Here is a 19896-nt window from a genome sequence, read left to right as displayed (position 1 = left end):
GTACAGTTGGAGGGTTCACCAGCAACAGGAGGAGCGTTCTTCGTGACCCAGCACATCGATGCGGCAACAGTCCCCGACGAGCCCATCGAGGTCACCGAGACCACCACCGGATTCGACCTCTTCCCCGACCGCTCCGTCGTGGCCATGCGCGTGAACGGGACCCTGCGCGACCTCGCGGCGCCGCTCGTGATCGGCGACCGGGTGGAACCCGTGCCGGTGTCGTCGCAGGACGGCCTCGACATCCTGCGCCACTCGACCGCCCACGTGCTGGCGCAGGCGGTGCAGTCCCTGCACCCCGACGCCAAGCTCGGCATCGGCCCGTTCATCACCGACGGCTTCTACTACGACTTCGACGTGGCGTCGCCGTTCGCCCTGGAGGACCTCAAGGGGCTCCAGAAGGCGATGGACCGCATCATCCGCCAGGGACAGCGCTTCACGCGTCGCGTGGTGAGCGAGGACGAGGCCCGCCGCGAGCTGGCCGACGAGCCGTACAAGCTCGAACTGATCGGCCTGAAGGGCGGCTCGTCCACGGATGCGGTCGCAGGCGATGCCGGGGAGTCCGTCGAGGTCGGTGGCGCCGAGCTCACCATCTACGAGAACGTCGACGCGAAGACCGGCGAGCGCTACTGGCAGGACCTCTGCCGCGGCCCGCACGTGCCGTCCACCCGCATGATCGGCAACGGCTACGCCCTCACCCGTGTCGCCGCCGCGTACTGGCGGGGCTCCGAGAAGAACCCGCAGTTGCAGCGCATCTACGGCACCGCGTGGCCCACGAAGGACGAGCTGCGCGCCTACCAGGAGCGCGTGGAGGAGGCGTTGAAGCGCGACCACCGTCGCATCGGCAGCGACCTCGACCTCTTCTCCTTCCCCGACGAGATCGGGTCGGGTCTCGCCGTCTTCCATCCGAAGGGCGGCATCATCCGCCGAGAGATGGAGGACTACTCCCGCAAGCGGCACGAGGCCGGCGGTTACGAGTTCGTCTACTCGCCGCACATCACGAAGTCCACGCTGTTCGAGACGAGCGGTCACCTCGGCTGGTACGCCGATGGCATGTTCCCGCCGATGCAGCTCGACGAGGCGCGCAACGACGAGGGCGAGATCACGCGGCAGGGCGCCGACTACTACCTGAAGCCGATGAACTGCCCGTTCCACATCCTGATCTACCGCTCGCGCGGTCGGTCCTATCGCGACCTTCCGCTGCGGTTGTTCGAGTTCGGCACGGTGTACCGGTACGAGAAGTCGGGCGTGGTGCACGGCCTCACCCGGGTGCGCGGGATGACGCAGGACGACGCCCACATCTTCACGTCGCGGGAGAACATGGCGGAGGAGCTGAAGGGCACGCTCGACTTCGTGCTCAGCCTGCTGCGCGACTACGGCCTCACCGACTTCTACCTCGAACTGTCGACGAAGGACCCCGAGAAGTACGTCGGCGACGACGACACCTGGACGGAGGCGACCGACACGCTCCGCCAGGTGGCCGAGGAGACCGGTCTCGAGCTCGTGCCCGATCCGGGCGGCGCGGCGTTCTACGGCCCGAAGATCTCCGTGCAGGCGCGGGACGCCATCGGCCGCACCTGGCAGATGTCCACGATCCAGCTCGACTTCAACCTGCCCGAGCGGTTCGAGCTCGAGTACACGGCGTCGGACGGATCGCGCACGCGCCCGGTGATGATCCACCGCGCCCTGTTCGGCTCGATCGAGCGCTTCTTCGGCGTGCTCACCGAGCACTACGCCGGAGCGTTCCCGGTCTGGCTGTCGCCCGTGCAGGTGATGGGCGTGCCCGTCGCCGAGGACTACGCCGATTACCTCGCGGACATCATCGATCGCCTCCGCGGCGAGGGTGTGCGCGCCGACATCGACCGTTCCGACGACCGGATGCAGAAGAAGATCCGCACCCACACGATGGCGAAGATCCCGTTCCAGCTCATCGTCGGCAGCGAGGACCGGGATGCGGGCACCGTGAGCTTCCGCTTCCGCGACGGCACGCAGAAGAACGGCGTGAGCGTCGAGGAGGCGATCGAGCGCATCCTCACCAGCGTCCGGACGCGCGCGCAGGTGGAGACGGCGTGGCTCGACTGACCGTGTCGGACTACGACACTCCCGATGGATCCGGCGACACGTCCGCCGGAGCGCCGGGCGACGCGACGGCCGGTGACGCGACGGCCGGAGGCGCGGAGCCGCGCGCGGAGAACTCGGCCGAAGGCTTCGCGCTGGCCGGCGTGCCCGACGAGTTCCAGCGCCTGTGGACCCCGCACCGCATGGTCTACATCGAGCACGGGCAGCAGCCCGCGAAGGACGACTGCCCGTTCTGCATCGCCCCGTCGATGGACGACGAGCACGCCCTCATCGTGGCGCGCGGCACCCACGCATTCGTGCTGCTGAACCTCTTCCCCTACAACAGCGGCCACCTGCTCGTCTGCCCGTACCGGCACGTCGCCACCTACGACCTCGCAACGCCGGAGGAGGTCGCCGAGATCGGCAGCCTCACCCAGACCGCCATGCGCGTGATCCGTTCGGTGTCGGGCAACGACGGCTTCAACCTCGGCATGAACCAGGGGGTGATCGCGGGGGCCGGCATCGCCGCTCACCTGCACCAGCACATCGTGCCGCGCTGGGCCCAGGACGCGAACTTCCTGCCGATCATCGCCAAGACCAAGGCACTCCCGCAGCTCCTCGGCGACGTCCGCCGGAGCATCGCCGACGCCTGGCCTGCGGCGGGAAGCACCCCCGAGACGAATTAGACTGGACCCCATGTCAACATCTGCTTCCTCCGGTTCCACCCCCTCGGGCGAGGTCGGCTCCAACCGCGTCAAGCGCGGCCTCGCCGAGATGCTCAAGGGCGGCGTCATCATGGACGTCGTCACCGCCGACCAGGCGAAGCTCGCCGAGGACGCCGGCGCCGTCGCGGTCATGGCGCTGGAGCGCGTGCCCGCCGACATCCGCTCGCAGGGCGGCGTGGCGCGGATGAGCGATCCCGACCTCATCGACGGCATCGTCTCCGCCGTCTCCATCCCCGTGATGGCGAAGGCCCGCATCGGCCACTTCGTCGAGGCCCAGATCCTGCAGGAGCTCGGCGTCGACTACATCGACGAGTCCGAGGTGCTGAGCCCCGCCGACTACGTCAACCACATCGACAAGTGGAAGTTCACCGTGCCGTTCGTCTGCGGCGCCACGAACCTCGGGGAGGCGCTCCGCCGCATCAACGAGGGCGCAGCGATGATCCGCTCCAAGGGCGAGGCCGGTACCGGCGACGTCTCGGAGGCGACCAAGCACATCCGCAAGATCAAGTCCGAGGTCGCCGCGCTGTCGTCGATGTCGAAGGACGAGCTGTATGTGGCGGCCAAGGAACTGCAGGCCCCGTACGACATCGTGGTGGAGATCGCCGAGACGGGAACGCTTCCGGTCGTGCTGTTCACCGCGGGCGGCGTGGCCACCCCGGCGGATGCGGCGATGATGATGCAGCTCGGCGCGGACGGAGTATTCGTCGGTTCCGGCATCTTCAAGTCGGGCGACCCCGCCAAGCGCGCGGCCGCCGTGGTCAAGGCGACCACCTTCTACGACGACCCCGCCGTGCTGGCGGAGGTCTCCCGCGGCCTCGGCGAAGCGATGGTCGGCATCAACGTGGCCGACCTCGCCGCGCCGCACCGCCTCGCCGAGCGTGGCTGGTAGCGACACGATCGCCCCGCCCGTCGGAGTCCTCGCGCTGCAGGGGGACTTCCGCGAGCACCTCCGGGTGCTGACGATGCTCGGTGCGCGCGCCGTTTCGGTGCGCCGCCCCGAGGAACTCGACGACGTGTCGGGCCTCGTCATCCCGGGCGGCGAGTCCAGCGTCATGGACAAGCTGTCCCGGTCGTTCGGGATGGCCGAGCCGGTGCGGGCGGCGATCGACGAGGGACTGCCGGTGTACGGCACGTGCGCGGGCCTCATCATGCTCGCCGATCGCATCGTCGACGGCATCCCGGGTCAGCGGAGCTTCGGCGGAATCGACATCGCCGTGCGCCGCAACGCGTTCGGGCCGCAGACCGCGTCGTTCGAGGTGGACCTCGATGTGCCCGTGCTCGGCGACCCGCCGCTGCACGCGGTGTTCATCCGCGCCCCGGTGGTCGACTCCCTCGGACGAGAGGCGACGCCGCTCAGCGCACTCGACGACGGACGCGTCGTCGCCGTGGAGCAGGGCAACCTGATCGGCACATCGTTCCATCCCGAGATGACGAACGACTACCGCTTCCACCGCTACTTCCTCGACCGGGTACGGCGGGTCGCCTTCCGCGGCTGAACCACCGCCACCTCCCGCGACACGGGTCCCACGGACCCTGAGCCTGTCGAAGGGTCGGAACGTCCCTTCGACAGGCTCAGGGACCCTATCACTCAGGGTATGCATCGCCCGGGACCGTATTGCTCTGGGACCGTGTTGGCTCAGGAACCGTGCACCTCAGTCGAGGCCCTCGAAGACATCGGTGAGGAGCGGGGCCCCCGGGTCCCGGGGCGGCCACACGATCGCGTGGAACTCGCGCCGCAACGCCGCCCGCCACTCCTCGTCCAGCAGGTCGTCGAAGAGCACATGCCGCTGGCTGCGGTGCTCCTTCAACCCGGCGAGCACGAGATGGGACACCGGCCTGGTGTTCACCCGCACGCTGACGATGCCGTCCGGGACACCCCGCAGGTGGTAGACGCGCTGCGGATCCCAGACCGGAAGGCCGTGCTCCGCCCGCCACACCTGCATGCGGTCGAACAGCAGCTGGGGGATCACGCCGTGCACCAGGCGCCGCAGGCCCACCCCGCCTTCCGCCCGCACGCGGTGGAACGCCTCGTCGGTGGCCCGCCCGATCCGAATGTGATCCGGATGCCCGCTCACGCCGTCGGGCCCGAAGGTGAAGACGACATCCGGCCGTTCCGCTTCGAGGAACGCCGCCACGCGGTCCACGAGCTCGTCGTACGGCACCGCGTCGAGGCGGCCGTCCGGGTACCCGAGCCAGTCGTGCCGGTCGGGCGTTCGGCCGACCGCGATCCAGGCGCGTTCGTCCTCGTCGCGACGGAAGGCCCCGAGCCCATCGGGCGGCGCCTGCACCCCCGGCGCGACCTCGCCCGCATCGCCGTCGGTCGCGTGCAGCACGGCGAGACGGAAGTCCGGCTCGGCGGCGTGCAGCGCGACCGAGCCGTACAGCGCATACGACTCGTCATCCGGATGGGCGACGCAGATCGCGAGGGAGCGCGACGTCATGGCGCCGATGTTATGCCCGCGCGGGGGAGCGGCACCAGCGGGAATAGTCGCGTCCTCTAGACTTAAGCGTCTTTTGCGGTTAGGAGCCACCAGCCATGTCCGGTCATTCCAAGTGGGCGACGACGAAGCACAAGAAGGCGATCATCGACTCTCGCCGGGCCAAGTCGTTCGCCAAGCTCATCAAGAACATCGAGGTCGCAGCCAAGATGGGCGGTGCCGATCTCGCCGGTAACCCCACGCTCGTGGATGCCATCCAGAAGGCCAAGAAGACGTCGGTGCCGATCGACAACATCAACCGCGCGGTCAAGCGCGGCGCCGGGCTCCTCGGCGAGTCGGTGGACTACCAGACCATCATGTACGAGGGGTACGGCCAGAACGGCGTCGCGATGCTCGTCGAATGCCTCACCGACAACAAGAACCGGGCCGCCGCGGAGGTCCGCACCGCGATGACCCGCAACGGCGGAACGATGGCCGATCCGGGAAGCGTGGCGTACAACTTCCACCGGAAGGGCGTCATTGCCGTCCCGCACGCCGACGGCATCACCGAGGACGACGTGCTGCTCGCCGTGCTCGACGCGGGCGCCGAGGAGGTCACCGACCACGGCGAGCTCTTCGAGATCCGAACGGAGCCGTCCGACATCGTCGCCGCCCGGAGCGCCCTGCAGGAGCAGGGCATCGACTACGACTCCGCCGACGTGGAGTTCGTTCCCTCGCTCAAGGTCGAGATCGACGCCGACACCGCTCGCCGGGTGTTCAAGCTCATCGACGCGCTCGAGGACCTCGACGACGTGCAGAACGTCTACGCGAACTACGACGTGCCGGCCGAGGTCCTCGCCGAACTCGACGAGGACTAGCGGCTCCAACCATGCCGTTCCGCGTGCTGGGCATCGACCCGGGACTCACCCGCTGCGGCATCGGTGTGGTCGACGTGCGTTCCAACCGCTCCGCCGTGCTCGTCGAGGTGTCGGTCGTGCGGACGACCGCAGACATGACGCTCGACGCTCGACTGCTCGAGCTCGGCCGGAGCATCGAGGACGTGCTCGACCGGCACCGGCCGGACGTGCTCGCCATCGAGCGGGTGTTCGCTCAGCAGAACCTGAAGACGGTCATGGGCGTGGCCCAGATCAGCGGGGTCGCTCTGCACGAGGCGGCGCGGCGCGGCATCCCCGTGGCGCTCCACACGCCGAGCGAGGTGAAGGCTGCCGTGACCGGGTACGGATCGGCCGACAAGCGGCAGGTCGGCACGATGGTCGCCCGCATCCTCGGCCTCACGGAGGCGCCGAAACCGGCCGACGCCGCGGACGCGCTGGCCATCGCGATCTGCGCCGCCTGGCGGCAGAGCTCGACCCCGTCGGTCGCGTCCCCGGCACGCCGGAGCAGGGTGCCGTCGGCGCGGTCCGCCGCGGTGTCCACGCCCGCGCAGGCCGCGTGGCTCGCCGCCGAGCGTGCGGCCCGAAGTCGGAGGTAGCTCGTAGGCTGAGGCGGTGATCTCCTCCCTCCGCGGCACCGTACTCGTCGCATCCGGTTCGACCGTGGTGCTCGAGGTCGGCGGCGTCGGGTATTCGGTGCAGGTCACGCCGGCGCACGCCTCATCGCTCTCGGAGGGACAGGAGGCGATGCTGCTCACGTCCCTCATCGTGAGGGAGGATTCCCTGTCGCTCTTCGGCTTCGCCGGAGCCGACGAACTGCGCGTCTTCGACCTGCTCTGCGGGGTCACCGGTGTCGGACCCAAGTCGGCCCTCGGCGTGCTGGCGAGCGTGGACCCGGCCTCGATCGCCGCCGCCGTGGCGACCGAGGACGACGCGGTCTTCCGCCGCGTGTCCGGCATCGGACCGAAGACGGCCAAGCTGATCGTGCTGCAGCTCGCGGGCAAGATCGTGGTCAGCGCGCCGGTCCGCGCCGCGGCCCCCGCGCCGACCCCGTCGAACGGCGGCAACGTGGTCGCCGCGCTCGTCGGTCTCGGCTGGTCGGAGCGCGTCGCAACCCAGACGATCGACGAGATCCTCGCCGAGGACGACACCGACCCGTCCACGGCGGTGCTGCTCCGCCTCGCGCTCGCCCGGCTCGGTCCGCAGCAGGCCGTCGGGGGAGCCCGATGACGGCCTTCGACGGCGCCGCCGACATCGCGAACCCGGAGGTCGAGTCCGACGCCGAGCTGGCGTTCGAGGGAGCCCTGCGCCCGAAGACGCTCGCCGAGTTCGTGGGCCAGACGAAGGTGCGCGGGCAGCTGGAACTGCTGCTGAAGGCCGCCGACCTGCAGGCCCGCACGCCCGACCACATCCTTCTCGCCGGTCCCCCCGGCCTCGGCAAGACCACTCTCGCCATGATCGTCGCGCAGGAGAGCAACCGACCGCTCCGCATGTCGAGCGGACCCGCCATCCAGCACGCCGGCGACCTCGCCGCCGTGCTGTCGTCGCTCGTACCGGGGGAGGTGCTCTTCATCGACGAGATCCACCGGATGGCGCGCCCGGCCGAGGAGATGCTGTACCTCGCGATGGAGGACTTCCGCATCGACATCATGGTCGGCAAGGGAGCCGGAGCCACCTCCATTCCACTCGACCTCGCGCCGTTCACCCTGGTGGGCGCCACCACCCGGAGCGGGCTCCTGCCGAATCCCCTCCGCGACCGGTTCGGCTTCACCGCTCACCTCGAGTTCTACGACGACACGGAACTCGAGCAGGTGCTCGGCCGCGCCGCACGCCTGCTCGACCTGTCCATCGACCGTCGCGCCCTCGCCGAGATCGCCGGGCGCTGCCGCGGAACGCCCCGCATCGCCAACCGGCTGCTGCGGCGCGTGCGCGACTACGCGCTCGTGCACGGGGTCGACGCCGATCTCGGGTCGGTGCACGCCGCGCTGGAGCTCTACGACGTCGACCCCCTCGGTCTCGATCGGCTCGACCGCGCCGTGATGGAGATCATCCTGACGCGGTTCGGCGGGGGACCGGTGGGCCTCAGCACCCTCGCCGTGTCGGTCGGCGAGGAGGCCGAAACCGTGGAGTCGGTGGTGGAGCCGTTTCTCGTGCGCATCGGCTTGCTCACCCGCACACCGAGGGGCCGGGTAGCCACGCCCGCGGCCTGGCGACACTTCGGTCTGCCGGGTCCCAGCCAGGGCCTCTTCGGCGATGACCTATAATTCGAGTTGGTCTTCACGAACGCGCGATTCTGTGCGCGCGACCACCGCCACCATCGAAAGGCTTCCTAGATCCTATGGATCCGTTTACCCTCATCATGCTCGCGGTCCTCGCGATGCTCATCTTCTTCATGTTCCGCAACGGTCGCAAGCGCCAGCGCGACCTCGCCGCACTGCAGGAGCAGATGGTTCCCGGAGCCGAGGTGATGACCAGCTTCGGTCTCTACGGAACCCTGCTCTCCATCGATGAGGAGGCGAACACGGTGCTGGTGGAGACGTCGCCCGGCGTGACCCTGAAGCTGCACCGCCAGGCCCTGACGCGCGTCGTCGACCCGGTGCTCGCCGAGGACGAGGACACGTCCGACACCGTCGACGACACCCTCGCCGACGACACCGTGGTGATCGACGAGACCACCCGGCCGCAGTTCGGCGAGCGCACCGCGTCCGGCACCGCTGCGTCCGGCACCGCCCGACCGATCGACGACCGCGCCGCTGGCCTCGACGACGACACCGACCCTTCGGGTCGCGACCGACGATCCGGCGACTAACACAACCATCTGCTCGGGGGGGCACAGTGCTCCGCCGCGCTCGTAGAAAGCAGAGTCCCTGAGTTGGCACAGTCGTCGACCCCCGTGCGCAAGGCGCGCCGTTCCCTGATCTGGCTGGCCGCGATCATCGTCGCGCTCGTCCTCGGCAACGCGGCCAGCGTGATGTTCTCGGACGGATCCTGGACCCCGAAGCTCGCGCTCGACCTCGAGGGGGGAACGCAGATCATCCTGGCGCCGGTGCTCGGTGACGAGGAGGCCAATCCCTCCGGCGAGCAGCTCGCCCAGGCCGTGTCGATCATCCGCGAACGCGTCAACGCGAGTGGCGTGTCCGAGGCGGAGATCACCACCCAGGGTGGCTCCAACATCGTGGTGTCGATCCCCGGCCGGCCCGACGAGGAGACGCTGAACCGCATCGAGCAGTCGGCTCAGCTCGAATTCCGACCGGTCCTCGTGGCCGGAGCTCCCGGACCGGTGGCCGAGGAGACGCCCGCCCCGGAAGGGGAGGCTGCACCCGACGCCGAGACCCCCGCGGTCGACGGTGCGACGGACGACCCCGCGGCCGAGGCCCCGGCCGAGGAGGCCCCCGCCGAGGAGGCTCCCGCCGAGGAGGAGCCCGCGCCCGAGGCGACGCCGGCCACCGAGCCCACCGATGGCAGCGACCTCGCCTGGGTGACGCCGGAGCTGCAGGAGGCCTTCGACAGTTACGACTGCGACGCGGCCGACAACGACAACAGCACCGCCCCCGCCGACCAGCCGCTCATCACCTGTGAGGCCGACGGATCGGTGAAGTACATCCTCGGCCCCGTCGAGGTCTCCGGCGAGCGGATCTCCGACGCCACGAGCGGCCTGCAGCCCACCGCGCAGGGCGGCACGAGCAACATCTGGGCCGTGAACATCGAGTTCGACGGCGAGGGCACCGAGCAGTTCGGTGAGGTCTCCACCCGCCTCGTCGGTCTCGAAGGCGTGCGCAACCAATTCGCCATCGTGCTCGACGGCCAGGTCATCTCCGCCCCGCGCACCGAGGGCGCCGTCACCAACGGTCAACCGAGCATCACCGGGAGCTTCACCCAGGAGACGGCCAAGACGCTCGCCGACCAGCTCAAGTTCGGCGCCCTGCCGTTCAGCTTCACGGTGCAGAGCTCCGAGCTCATCTCCGCGACGCTCGGTACCGCCCAGCTCGCCAGCGGTCTCCTCGCGGGCTTCATCGGACTCGTTCTCGTGGTGGTGTATTCGCTCGTGCAGTACCGGGCGCTGGCGGTCGTGACCATCGCCTCGCTCGTCATCGCTGGCGTCCTCACCTACCTGATCATCACCCTCCTGTCCTGGCGCGAGGGGTACCGCCTCTCGCTCGCCGGTGTGGCCGGTCTGATCGTGGCGATCGGTATCACCGCCGACTCGTTCATCGTCTACTTCGAACGCATCAAGGACGAACTTCGCGACGGGCGAGGGCTGGTCTCCGCCGTGGAGAGCGGGTGGAAGCGCGCCATCCGCACCGTCATCGCGTCGGACACGGTCAACTTCCTCGCGGCGGCCGTGCTGTTCATCCTCGCCGTCGGCAATGTGCGGGGCTTCGCCTTCACACTCGGACTCACCACGCTCATCGACCTGCTGGTCGTGGCCATGTTCACACACCCCATGCTGCAACTCCTCGCCACGACCCGGTTCTTCAACGACGGTCACCGCCTGAGCGGACTCGATCCGCGGGCCCTCGGCGCCGTCTACCGCGGCCGCGCCACGTTCCGCACCCCCGCCGTCGTTGCCGGCAAGAAGCCGGTGACGAGCGCCCGCGAGGCCGAGAGGCGACGCACCATCGCGGAACGCAAGGCGGAGGAAGCCTCCCTGGTGTCGGCCTCCCGCAGTTCGAAGTCGGATAAGGATTCCTGATGGCCAATTTCACCGAGTTCGGCAACGACCTCTACACCGGCAAGCGCTCGATCAACATCGTCGGACGCCGGAAGCTCTGGTATTTGATCGCGGCCATCGCCATCCTCATCGCGGTAGTCGGCCCCATGCTGCGCGGCGGTTTCGTGTTCGGCATCGAGTTCACCGGTGGATCCGAGTACCAGGTCAGCTCGCCCGAGTCCACCAGCCAGGACCTCGCGACGGACGCTGTCGCGACCGTCTCCGACGTCCCGGCCCGGGTGTCGGTCGTCGGCAACGAATCCGTGCGCGTGCAGACCGAGCAGCTCAGCAGCGACGAGAGCGCCGAGGTGCGCACCGCCCTCGCGGAGGCCTACGCGGTGCCCGAGGCCGATGTCACCGAGTCGTTCATCGGACCCGCCTGGGGCGCCGACATCACCGGCGCGGCCCTGCGGGCACTCGCGGTGTTCCTGCTCCTCGCTGCGGTCGTCATGGCCATCTACTTCCGCACCTGGAAGATGTCGGTGGCGGCCCTCGTCGCCCTTCTGCACGACCTCGTCCTCACCGCCGGCATCTACGGCATTTCGGGCTTCGAGGTCACCCCCGCGGCGGTCATCGGGTTCCTGACCATCCTCGGCTACTCGCTCTACGACACCGTCGTGGTTTTCGACAAGATCCGCGAGAACACCGCCGAGGACGGCACCGAGTCGCGCCGGACCTTCGCCGGGTCGGTGAACCTCGCGGTCAACCAGACGCTCGTCCGGTCCATCAACACGTCGGTCGTCGCCATCCTGCCGGTGGCGTCCATCCTGCTGATCGGTGCGATCCTGCTCGGAGCGGGCACGCTCCGTGACATCGCCCTCGCGCTGTTCATCGGCATCCTGGTCGGCACGTACTCGACGATCTTCCTCGCCGCACCGATCTACGCCCACCTGCGGGAGGGCGAGGACGAGATCCGCAAGGCCGACGCGCGCACCCTCGCCGCCCGCGAGAAGGCCGGCGACGCGGCGCCGAAGGTGGCCACCGGCGCGGCGCGACCCGTGACGGCGGGCGAGCGATGACGCCGATGGATTCCGCGGGGTTCGGTGCGGAGATCGACGCCGCAACGGCCATCGCCCGCGTGACACCGGGTGACTCCTGGCTGCTGGACGTGCGCGAACCGACCGAGTGGGAGGCAGGCCACGCGCCCGACGCCCACCACGTGCCCATGGGCTCCCTGCAGGACCGCCTCGAGGAGATCCCCGACGACACCCACGTGCTCGTCATCTGCCGATCCGGCGGCCGATCCGCCCGGGTGACGAACGCCCTCCTGCGGGCGGGCTATCCGGCGACCAACGTGGTGGGCGGCATGGAGAGCTGGCAGGACGCCGGTGGTGCCGTGGTGCGCAACAACGGAACGCCGGGCATCGTCGCCTGACCGCGAACGCGTCCTTCCGACTCCTCGCGCGGTGCTATTTTTGAGCGTATTCGAGTGTGAGGAAGTGCGGGCATGACGGAGACCACGACGTCCACCACGGCGTCGCTCCGACGTCTCGTTCCCCGCCTGTTCTCGCGTGCCCAGCCCGCCGGCGCCGTGGACAATCTGGTGCGGACGCTCCGCACCCACCACCCGCGGGCCGACCTCTCGCTCATCGAACGCGCGTACCTCGCCGCCGAGCGCGCCCACGAGGGGCAGAAGCGGAAGAGCGGCGAGCCGTACATCACCCACCCGGTCGCGGTGGCGCAGATCCTCGCCGATCTCGGCATCGGGCCGAAGACCGTGGCGGCGGCGCTGCTGCACGACACGGTGGAGGACACCGACTACACGCTCGACATGCTGCAGCACGACTTCGGCGACGAGATCGCGATGCTCGTCGACGGGGTCACCAAGCTCGACAAGCTGAAGTACGGCGACAGCGCACAGGCGGAGACGGTGCGGAAGATGGTCGTCGCGATGTCGAAGGACATCCGCGTGCTCATCATCAAGCTCGCCGACCGCCTGCACAACGCCCGGACGTGGGGATTCGTCAATCCGGAGTCCGCCGCGCGGAAGGCGAAGGAGACCCTCGAGATCTACGCGCCGCTCGCGCACCGGCTGGGGATCCAGGCCATCAAGTGGGAGCTCGAGGACCTGTCGTTCGCGGTGCTCTATCCGAAGTTGTACATCGAGATCGAGAGTCTCGTGCGCCAGCGCACCCCGCAGCGCGAGGAGTTCGTGCAGCACGTGATCGATTCGGTGAACGAAGACCTCAAGGCCGCGCGCATCCGGGGCACCGTGGTCGGCCGGCCGAAGCAGTACTACTCGATCTACCAGAAGATGATCGTGCGCGGCCGCGAGTTCGACGAGATCTACGACCTCGTGGGCATCCGCGTGCTCGTCGACTCGCTGCGGGACTGCTACGCCGTGCTCGGGTTCATCCATGCCCGGTGGAACCCGGTGCCCGGCCGGTTCAAGGACTACATCGCCACCCCGAAGTTCAACCTGTACCAGTCGCTGCACACCACGGTCATCGGGCCGCAGGGACGGGCCGTCGAGATCCAGATCCGCACCAACGAGATGCACCGCCGCGCGGAGTTCGGCGTCGCCGCGCACTGGAAGTACAAGGAGCAGGTCAACTCCGGCAAGGGCGCGGAGGGCGCCGTGCAGAGCGAGACCGACATGGCCTGGCTCGCCCACATCTCCGACTGGCAGGCCGAGACGGCCGACCCGGGGGAGTTCCTCGACTCGCTGCGCTTCGAGATCGGGGCGAAGGAGACCTACGTCTTCACCCCGAAGGGCAAGGTCATCGGGCTGCCCGCCGGTGCGACACCGGTGGACTTCGCCTACGCGGTGCACACCGACGTCGGCCACCGCACGATGGGCGCCAAGGTCAACGGGCGACTCGTGCCGCTCGAGTCGACGCTGAACAGCGGTGACGTGGTCGAGGTGTTCACCTCGAAGAACCCCGACAGCGGACCGAGTCAGGACTGGCTCAACTTCGTGCGGAGCCCGCGTGCGCGGAACAAGATCCGTCAGTGGTTCACCAAGGAGCGCCGCGACGAGGCGATCGAGCAGGGCAAGGATGCGATCACCCGTGCCATGCGCAAGCAGAACCTGCCGCTGCAGAAGCTGATGAGCCAGGACGTGATCTCCGAGGTCGCGTCGACCATGAAGTACGCCGACGTGTCCGCCCTGTACGCCGCTCTCGGCGAGGGGCACATCTCGGCCCAGTCGGTGATCGAGAAGGTGCTCGTCGCCATTCAGGGCGAGCCCGACGACGAGATCGAAGACGTCGTCGCGATCACCCAGCGGTCGAGGTCGCAGGTCAACAGCGACTCCGGCGTGCTCGTGCGCGGCGCCCCCGACATCCTCGTCAAGCTGGCGAAGTGCTGCACCCCGGTGCCCGGCGACGAGATCGTCGGTTTCGTGACCCGGGGTTCCGGCGTCTCGGTGCACCAGAAGGTGTGCCACAACGTGGCGTCGCTGTATCAGGAGCCCGAGCGGATGATCGACGTCGAATGGGCGCCGTCGTCGAAGAGCCTGTTCCTCGTGCACATCCAGGTGGAGGCGCTCGACCGCGCCGGACTGCTGTCGGATGTGACCCGGGTGCTCTCCGAGCACCACGTGAACATCCTGTCGGCCAGCGTCTCCACGTCGACGAACCGGCTCGCGATCAGCAGGTTCGTGTTCGAGATGGGTGACACCACGCACCTCGACCGGGTACTGAACGCGGTGCGCCGGATCGACGCCGTGTACGACGTCTACCGCGTCAACGCGGGCTGACCGGCCCCGTCACGGGGCGGGTACGGCGGCGGGCGCGGGCGGAGCCCCGGGCGGTCGGGGGCGCCCCGTCGCCAGGGCGCAGAGCCGGTCGATCGCCTTCCGCTTGTGCGGCAGGTTGCGTCTGCGTCCGAGATAGGCAACGACCTCGCCCGGATTCCGGCCGCCGAGGTCGAGGAGGGTCCGCACCGTCCGCTCGTCGGCATCGGTGAAGAGCGAGAAGCGCGCCAGGTCGGCGCAGGTGCGGAGCACCGAGGTCACGGGCATTCCCCCGAAGGACACCACGTCGTCCCGGTCGACCACGACCTCGCGCAGGATGCGACCCGCTGCCGCTCCCGGATGCACCCGGGACATCGTGTCGACGCAGAACCGGTGCGGCAACGGCGGCTCGCCCACGGCACCCCATACCCACGCGGCGCTCCCCAGCTCGGCGATCACGCGCGCCGGGGCGACGGCGGCGAGTGCCGCTCCGCGCTCGGCGCGGCCGGAGGGCGAATCCACCGGACGGAAGCACTCGTCCACCCGGTAGAGCTCGCCATCGAGCCGGGCCGCGCAGAGTTCGGCGAGCGGAAGGTCGAGGGGGGAGAGCACGGCGGAGAGCACGGGAGCGGGGCGTGGATTCATGCGCCCATGCTGGCCGAACACGGGACGGGAACCCTCGCGGGGAACCTCTCCTGTGGAGAAAATCCCTGCGAGAGTCGGTGCGTCGGTTGCGGCTAGGAGCCGAGCGCCTCGAGCCAGACACGACGCGCGTTCAGCGCCTCCTCGGCCTCGGCGATCTTGCGGCTGTCGCCCGATCGGCGGGCGTCCTCGAGCTCGTTCTCCAGCTTGCCGATGGCGTCGGTGAGCTGGCTGGCCAGACCCTCCGAGCGCGCCTTCGTCTCCGGGTTGTTCTTGTGCCAGTGATCCTCGTCGAGCTTGCGCACGTGGTTCTCCACCTTGCGCAGTCGATCCTCGACGGGCTTGACCTTGTCGCGGGGCACCTTGCCGATCTCGTCCCAGCGACGCTGGATGCCCATCAGCCGTTCCCGCGCCGTGGCCCGGTCGGAAACGGACAGGATGGCTTCGGCATCGTCGAGCAGGGCGAGCTTCTGGGCGAGGTTGGCCTCGAACTCCTCGTTGTCCTGGGCGTCCACATCGGCCTTCGCGCCGTACAGGGCGTCGCCGGCCGCCTTGAACTTCGCCCACAGGGCATCGTCGTAGCGCTTGCCGGCCCGGCCGACCGTCTTCCACTCGTCGAGGAGTGCGCGGTACCCGGGGATGCCGTCGACACCGCGGGACACGAGCGCCTCGGCCTGCTCCACCAGACGCTGCTTGGCGTTGCGGGCGTCCTTGTGCACGCTGTCGAGCTCCGCGAAGAACGCCTTGCGGTGCTGCTCGAGGCCGGTGCGTGCGGTGCGGAATCGCTTCCACAGGTCGTTGGCCTCGTTCTTCGGCAACCGGGGACCGTCCTGCTGGTGCTTCTGCCACCGGGCGAACAGGGCGTCGAGTTGCGCGGTGGTCTGCTTCCACTGCACCTTGGCGGGATCCTGCGCGGCGAGCGCCTCGGCCTCGACCACGATCTGGGTGCGTTCGGCGATGGCGGCATCCACGACGGCCCGAGCTTCTTCGCTCTGCTTCTCGGTGAGCTGTCCCACGGTGGTGCGGAGGGCGTCGAGCCGGGTGACGAGCGCCTGCAGGTTGCCCACGGCGTTCGCGCCGGTGACCGTCTCGGTGAGGTGCGCCACAGCCTTGGCGATGTCTGCGGCGGGGGCGCCGCCGCGAGCGCGCTGCTCGAGCAGCGTCACCTGGCCGTTGAGGTCGGCGAACTTGCGCTCGAAGTAGGCGAGAGCCTCCTCGGCCGTGCCGTCGGGGTACTGGCCGACGACCCGTTCGCCGTCGCCGTCACGCACGTAGACCGTGCCGGTCTCATCGACTCGGCCCCACGGGCCTTGGTTCTCACTGGACACGAAACTCACCTTGTTCTCAGCCTTGGTCACCACACCGGCAACGCCGGTGCCTTCGAAGAGTGCGTTCCAGCCTATTGCACGGAGGGCGGACAGGCTCCTCTCCCGCGGTTCCGGGGCTGCCGTGCAGCAGCGGAGCTCTACTCGACCGTCACGCCGGTGATGGTCGCGGGCACGACGGGCGCGCCGTCGGTCGCCCCGTTGGGGCCCGGAGTGATACCGCCGCTGGTGATGGACTCGGTGAGCGCGTCCAACCCGCTGGTGACGCGACCGAAGACGGTGTACCCGCCGGTGGAGCCGTCGAGCGGCGTGTCCTCGTAGACCACGAAGAACTGGCTGCCGTGTCCGAACGTGCTGGCCGTGCGGGCCATGGCGATCGTGCCGGCGGGATAGACGTTGTCGGCGGGCGGGTTCTCGACCGGACCCCAGGTGTAGCCCGGGTCGCCCGTTCCGTCACCGTTCGCCGATCCGCACTGCAGGATGGCGGTAGTGAGCCGGTGGCAGGTCGTGCCCGCGTAGAAGTCGCTCTGCGCGAGGCTCACGAACACCGAGGTCGCCTGCGGTGCACGGTCGCCGTACAGCTCGATACCGAGCTGCACCGACTCGTTGAGCGTGAGCTCGCCGGTCCACACGCGGGATTCGGCGACGTCGACGGACGGCACGGGACCCACGTTCTCGCCGGCCGGGTCGGTGGGAGCGGCGCTCGGTGTCTCGGTGGGTACGGCCTCCGGCGTCCCCGGACCGACGGTGAAGTAGAGGACCTGGGCGCCGATGGCGAGGGCGAGCACGACGGCGAGGGCTATCGCGGCGAGGATGTTGTCGCGCCGACGCCGCCGGGAGCGACGGGCGTGCAGTGCCTGCCTCGCGTGGTATTCGCGCAGTCGCTGCCGCGACGCGCGCGCTTCCCGGTCCCTCGATGCCATCTCGTCCCCTCGCTGTGCCTGTGCACCAGCACACACTACTGGGCGGCCCGCTCGAGCCCCGGTGGGCCGCCTCGTCGTCCGCGTCGTCCTGTCCGTGGCAGCAACTACCATCGCTGGTATGACGGATGCGGGCCGGGGGCTGTACGGCGGAACGACCCCGCTGGCCGTGCGGATGCGTCCCCGCAGTCTCGACGAGGTCGCCGGGCAGAAGCATCTGCTCACTCCCGGATCCCCGCTCGTCAGTCTCGCCAGCGACGCGACGGGCCAGAAGGGATCCGTGTCCGTCATCCTCTGGGGACCGCCCGGCACCGGCAAGACCACGCTGGCGCAGGCCATCGCCCACGGCTCCGGGCGGTCGTTCGTCGAGCTCTCGGCGGTCACGGCGGGCGTGCGCGACGTGCGCGCCGTCATGGAGAAGGCCATGAGCGACCGGGACCTGTACGGCGTGTCCACCGTGCTCTTCCTCGACGAGATCCACCGCTTCACCAAGGCGCAGCAGGATGCGCTGCTGCCGGGGGTGGAGAACGGCTGGGTCATCCTCGTCGCGGCCACCACGGAGAACCCGTCGTTCTCGGTGATCTCACCGCTGCTGTCCCGCTCGCTCCTGCTCACCCTGCAGCCGCTGAGCGATGACGACCTCGGCATCTTGATCGATCGCGCGGTGATCGACCCGCGCGGTCTCGCCGGACGGTTCTCGCTGAGCGATGAGGCGCGCGACATGATCATCCGTCTCGCGTCGGGCGACGCCCGCCGGGCCCTCACCGCACTCGAGGCCGCCGCGGTGTCGGCGGGCTCGCTGGCCGGCGGCTCCGACGCAGGGGAGGGTGCGGACGGGGCGGCATTCGAGGACGCCGGGCTGTACGGCGGAAGCGACGACGACGGTGACGACGACGACGAGGGCGACCACGAGGAGGGAGACGTCGGAACGGGCCCGTCCGCCGCCGCGGGAGCGCCCATCATCACGCCGGAGCAGGTGGCGCTCGCGGTGGACCGGGCGCTCCTCCGCTACGACCGCAACGGCGACGAGCACTACGACGTGATCAGCGCCTTCATCAAGTCGATCCGGGGCTCCGACGTCGACGCTGCCCTGCACTACCTCGCACGCATGATCGAGGCGGGGGAGGATCCGCGGTTCATCGCGCGGCGCATCATCATCTCGGCGTCGGAGGACATCGGCCTCGCCGACCCGCAGGCGCTCGTCGTGGCGGTGGCGGCCGCCGACGCCGTGCAGCTGATCGGCATGCCGGAGGGGCGCATCCCGCTGGCCCAGGCGGTGGTGCACCTGGCCACCGCGCCGAAGTCGAACGCCGCCTACCTCGGGATCAATGCGGCCATCGCCGACGTGCGGGCCGGGCGGATCGGCCGCGTTCCGCACCACCTCCGCGACGCGCACTACGCCGGCGCCAAGAAGCTCGGACACGGCAAGGGCTACCGCTATCCGCACGACGCCGACTTCGGCGTGGTGCCGCAGCAGTATCTGCCCGACGAGCTGCGGGATGCGCGGTACTACACTCCGACGTCGCACGGCCACGAGCGGGAACTGTCGGCCCGGGTGGAGAAGTTGCGCCGCATCGTGCGCGGCAACGGGTGACCCCGTCGAACGGTCCGGCCGCGTGCTATTCTTGACGTCGCCTGAGTTCGTTTTCGCGTGCGGCTGCGTCGAATCTGTAACGACGGGAATCGTCCTGTAGCCGGACGACCCTTGGCGAATCCCTCTGATCTTGTGATGAGCACCCCTGTGCTGGCACGTCCGTGCCCGGCATTCGCGCGTGCATGCGTGCACGCGGACGGCATCACTACGCACTGCTTACGGAATTCATTCATCGAAAGGAACCCGTGTCTACCAAGTCACGCACCCGCAGCAAGACCCGCCTCTCGCGCGCGCTGGGCATCGCCCTCACGCCGAAGGCCGCCAAGTACCTCGAGAAGCGTCCCTACGGCCCCGGTGAGCACGGCCGGTCCAAGCGCAAGCAGGACTCCGACTACGCCGTTCGTCTGCGCGAGAAGCAGCGTCTGCGCGCCCAGTACGGCATCCGCGAGGCCCAGCTCAAGATCGTCTTCCAGGAGGCCCGCCGTGGCCAGGGCCTGACCGGTGAGAACCTGGTCGAGCTGCTGGAGATGCGCCTCGACGCCCTCGTGCTTCGTGCCGGCTTCGCCCGCACCACCGCACAGGCGCGCCAGTTCGTGGTGCACCGCCACATCCTCGTCGACGGCAAGATCGTCGACCGCCCCTCGTTCCGCGTGAAGCCGGGTCAGACCATCCACGTGAAGACCCGCTCCGAGGGCACCGAGCCGTTCCAGGTCGCCGCCGCCGGTGGCCACGTCGACGTTCTGCCCAAGGTTCCGGGCTACCTCGAGGTGGAGATCGACAAGCTGCAGGCGCGCCTCGTGCGCCGCCCGAAGCGCGCCGAGGTTCCGGTGACCTGCGAAGTGCAGTTCGTCGTCGAGTACTACGCAGCACGCTAGTCCGGCGGGCGCACGACGCCCGACCCGGCACCGCTAGTGTGGAGGCGGATCACCCGAGGGTGG

At 69.3% G+C, this 19896-nt stretch carries 19 protein-coding genes; 15 read left to right on the top strand and 4 right to left on the bottom strand.

What is annotated here, in order from left to right; translation table 11 throughout:
• Positions 1 to 144: 144 nt before the first annotated feature.
• The 4 genes from thrS to pdxT all read left to right on the top strand — a co-directional run bounded on the left by thrS (position 145) and on the right by pdxT (position 4276).
• Positions 145 to 2079 (top strand): threonine--tRNA ligase, encoded by a 1935-nt coding sequence (gene thrS / locus EY822_RS15090; RefSeq protein ID WP_227497398.1) that lies wholly within the window; start codon positions 145 to 147, stop codon positions 2077 to 2079.
• 131 nt (positions 2080 to 2210) lie between these two features.
• Positions 2211 to 2741, top strand: a complete 531-nt coding sequence (locus tag EY822_RS15085; protein ID WP_227497397.1) for an HIT family protein — start codon at positions 2211 to 2213, stop codon at positions 2739 to 2741.
• A 10-nt stretch (positions 2742 to 2751) separates the two neighbouring features.
• Positions 2752 to 3669: a pyridoxal 5'-phosphate synthase lyase subunit PdxS gene (gene pdxS / locus EY822_RS15080; RefSeq protein WP_150309269.1), complete on the top strand. Its 918-nt coding sequence runs from the start codon at positions 2752 to 2754 to the stop codon at positions 3667 to 3669.
• A complete protein-coding gene (pdxT, locus tag EY822_RS15075; RefSeq protein ID WP_150309268.1) occupies positions 3659 to 4276 on the top strand; it encodes a pyridoxal 5'-phosphate synthase glutaminase subunit PdxT in 618 nt (205 codons plus the stop codon). The genes pdxS and pdxT overlap by 11 nt, the downstream gene beginning before the upstream one ends.
• A 156-nt stretch (positions 4277 to 4432) precedes the next feature.
• On the opposite strand, the gene EY822_RS15070 is transcribed toward pdxT, so the two are convergent.
• Complete coding sequence (locus EY822_RS15070; protein WP_150309267.1) at positions 4433 to 5221, bottom strand: PIG-L deacetylase family protein; 789 nt, start codon at positions 5219 to 5221, stop codon at positions 4433 to 4435.
• A 95-nt stretch (positions 5222 to 5316) separates the two neighbouring features.
• Between EY822_RS15070 and EY822_RS15065 the strand changes: the two genes are divergently transcribed.
• From EY822_RS15065 to EY822_RS15025, 9 genes are all read left to right on the top strand, one after another.
• The gene (locus tag EY822_RS15065; RefSeq protein WP_150309266.1) at positions 5317 to 6075 is read left to right on the top strand and encodes a YebC/PmpR family DNA-binding transcriptional regulator; all 759 of its coding nucleotides are present in this window, start codon (positions 5317 to 5319) and stop codon (positions 6073 to 6075) included.
• A gap of 11 nt (positions 6076 to 6086) precedes the next feature.
• Complete coding sequence (gene ruvC / locus EY822_RS15060) at positions 6087 to 6689, top strand: crossover junction endodeoxyribonuclease RuvC (protein ID WP_150309265.1); 603 nt, start codon at positions 6087 to 6089, stop codon at positions 6687 to 6689.
• A gap of 16 nt (positions 6690 to 6705) precedes the next feature.
• Complete coding sequence (gene ruvA, locus EY822_RS15055; RefSeq protein WP_150309264.1) at positions 6706 to 7320, top strand: Holliday junction branch migration protein RuvA; 615 nt, start codon at positions 6706 to 6708, stop codon at positions 7318 to 7320.
• Positions 7317 to 8354, top strand: coding sequence for a Holliday junction branch migration DNA helicase RuvB (ruvB, locus tag EY822_RS15050; RefSeq protein ID WP_150309263.1), 1038 nt, complete (start codon positions 7317 to 7319; stop codon positions 8352 to 8354). The genes ruvA and ruvB overlap by 4 nt, the downstream gene beginning before the upstream one ends.
• A 74-nt stretch (positions 8355 to 8428) precedes the next feature.
• Complete coding sequence (locus EY822_RS15045; RefSeq protein WP_150309262.1) at positions 8429 to 8899, top strand: preprotein translocase subunit YajC; 471 nt, start codon at positions 8429 to 8431, stop codon at positions 8897 to 8899.
• Positions 8900 to 8962: 63 nt separating this feature from the next.
• Positions 8963 to 10783, top strand: coding sequence for a protein translocase subunit SecD (gene secD / locus EY822_RS15040; RefSeq protein WP_150309261.1), 1821 nt, complete (start codon positions 8963 to 8965; stop codon positions 10781 to 10783).
• Complete coding sequence (secF, locus tag EY822_RS15035) at positions 10783 to 11820, top strand: protein translocase subunit SecF (protein ID WP_150309260.1); 1038 nt, start codon at positions 10783 to 10785, stop codon at positions 11818 to 11820. Before secD ends, secF begins: the two co-directional genes overlap by 1 nt.
• The gene (locus EY822_RS15030; RefSeq protein WP_227497383.1) at positions 11817 to 12176 is read left to right on the top strand and encodes a rhodanese-like domain-containing protein; all 360 of its coding nucleotides are present in this window, start codon (positions 11817 to 11819) and stop codon (positions 12174 to 12176) included. Before secF ends, EY822_RS15030 begins: the two co-directional genes overlap by 4 nt.
• Positions 12177 to 12248: 72 nt before the next feature.
• On the top strand, positions 12249 to 14501 hold the full coding sequence (locus EY822_RS15025) for a RelA/SpoT family protein (protein ID WP_150309258.1): 2253 nt from the start codon (positions 12249 to 12251) through the stop codon (positions 14499 to 14501).
• 9 nt (positions 14502 to 14510) lie between these two features.
• On the opposite strand, the gene EY822_RS15020 is transcribed toward EY822_RS15025, so the two are convergent.
• The 3 genes from EY822_RS15020 to EY822_RS15010 form a co-directional block, all read right to left on the bottom strand.
• The gene (locus EY822_RS15020; protein WP_150309257.1) at positions 14511 to 15122 is read right to left on the bottom strand and encodes a hypothetical protein; all 612 of its coding nucleotides are present in this window, start codon (positions 15120 to 15122) and stop codon (positions 14511 to 14513) included.
• 92 nt (positions 15123 to 15214) lie between these two features.
• On the bottom strand, positions 15215 to 16447 hold the full coding sequence (locus EY822_RS15015) for a DUF349 domain-containing protein (RefSeq protein WP_150309256.1): 1233 nt from the start codon (positions 16445 to 16447) through the stop codon (positions 15215 to 15217).
• Between the two features lie 137 nt (positions 16448 to 16584).
• The gene (locus EY822_RS15010) at positions 16585 to 17367 is read right to left on the bottom strand and encodes a peptidylprolyl isomerase (RefSeq protein ID WP_150309255.1); all 783 of its coding nucleotides are present in this window, start codon (positions 17365 to 17367) and stop codon (positions 16585 to 16587) included.
• A 118-nt stretch (positions 17368 to 17485) separates the two neighbouring features.
• Between EY822_RS15010 and EY822_RS15005 the strand changes: the two genes are divergently transcribed.
• Complete coding sequence (locus EY822_RS15005) at positions 17486 to 18958, top strand: replication-associated recombination protein A (RefSeq protein WP_150309254.1); 1473 nt, start codon at positions 17486 to 17488, stop codon at positions 18956 to 18958.
• A gap of 245 nt (positions 18959 to 19203) precedes the next feature.
• Positions 19204 to 19833 carry a 30S ribosomal protein S4 gene (gene rpsD / locus EY822_RS15000; RefSeq protein ID WP_150309253.1) on the top strand — a complete coding sequence of 210 codons (630 nt, stop codon included), beginning with the start codon at positions 19204 to 19206 and terminating at the stop codon, positions 19831 to 19833.
• The last annotated feature ends 63 nt before the right edge of the window (positions 19834 to 19896 follow it).

Source organism: Planctomonas psychrotolerans, from assembly GCF_008642235.1.
Lineage (GTDB): Bacteria > Actinomycetota > Actinomycetes > Actinomycetales > Microbacteriaceae > Planctomonas > Planctomonas psychrotolerans.
Note: the sequence above shows the minus strand (reverse complement) of the source record. Positions and strands in the feature narration are given on the sequence as shown.

Bases quoted from the DNA above. Each gene is read 5' to 3' on its own strand.
- thrS (WP_227497398.1), top strand. From the start codon at position 145: ATGCGCGTGAACGGGACCCTGCGCGACCTCGCGGCGCCGCTCGTGATC.
- pdxS (WP_150309269.1), top strand. From the start codon at position 2,752: ATGTCAACATCTGCTTCCTCCGGTTCCACCCCCTCGGGCGAGGTCGGC.
- EY822_RS15070 (WP_150309267.1), bottom strand. From the start codon at position 5,221: ATGACGTCGCGCTCCCTCGCGATCTGCGTCGCCCATCCGGATGACGAG.
- EY822_RS15065 (WP_150309266.1), top strand. From the start codon at position 5,317: ATGTCCGGTCATTCCAAGTGGGCGACGACGAAGCACAAGAAGGCGATC.
- ruvC (WP_150309265.1), top strand. From the start codon at position 6,087: ATGCCGTTCCGCGTGCTGGGCATCGACCCGGGACTCACCCGCTGCGGC.
- ruvB (WP_150309263.1), top strand. From the start codon at position 7,317: ATGACGGCCTTCGACGGCGCCGCCGACATCGCGAACCCGGAGGTCGAG.
- EY822_RS15045 (WP_150309262.1), top strand. From the start codon at position 8,429: ATGGATCCGTTTACCCTCATCATGCTCGCGGTCCTCGCGATGCTCATC.
- secF (WP_150309260.1), top strand. From the start codon at position 10,783: ATGGCCAATTTCACCGAGTTCGGCAACGACCTCTACACCGGCAAGCGC.
- EY822_RS15030 (WP_227497383.1), top strand. From the start codon at position 11,817: ATGACGCCGATGGATTCCGCGGGGTTCGGTGCGGAGATCGACGCCGCA.
- EY822_RS15025 (WP_150309258.1), top strand. From the start codon at position 12,249: ATGACGGAGACCACGACGTCCACCACGGCGTCGCTCCGACGTCTCGTT.
- EY822_RS15020 (WP_150309257.1), bottom strand. From the start codon at position 15,122: ATGAATCCACGCCCCGCTCCCGTGCTCTCCGCCGTGCTCTCCCCCCTC.
- EY822_RS15010 (WP_150309255.1), bottom strand. From the start codon at position 17,367: ATGGCATCGAGGGACCGGGAAGCGCGCGCGTCGCGGCAGCGACTGCGC.
- EY822_RS15005 (WP_150309254.1), top strand. From the start codon at position 17,486: ATGACGGATGCGGGCCGGGGGCTGTACGGCGGAACGACCCCGCTGGCC.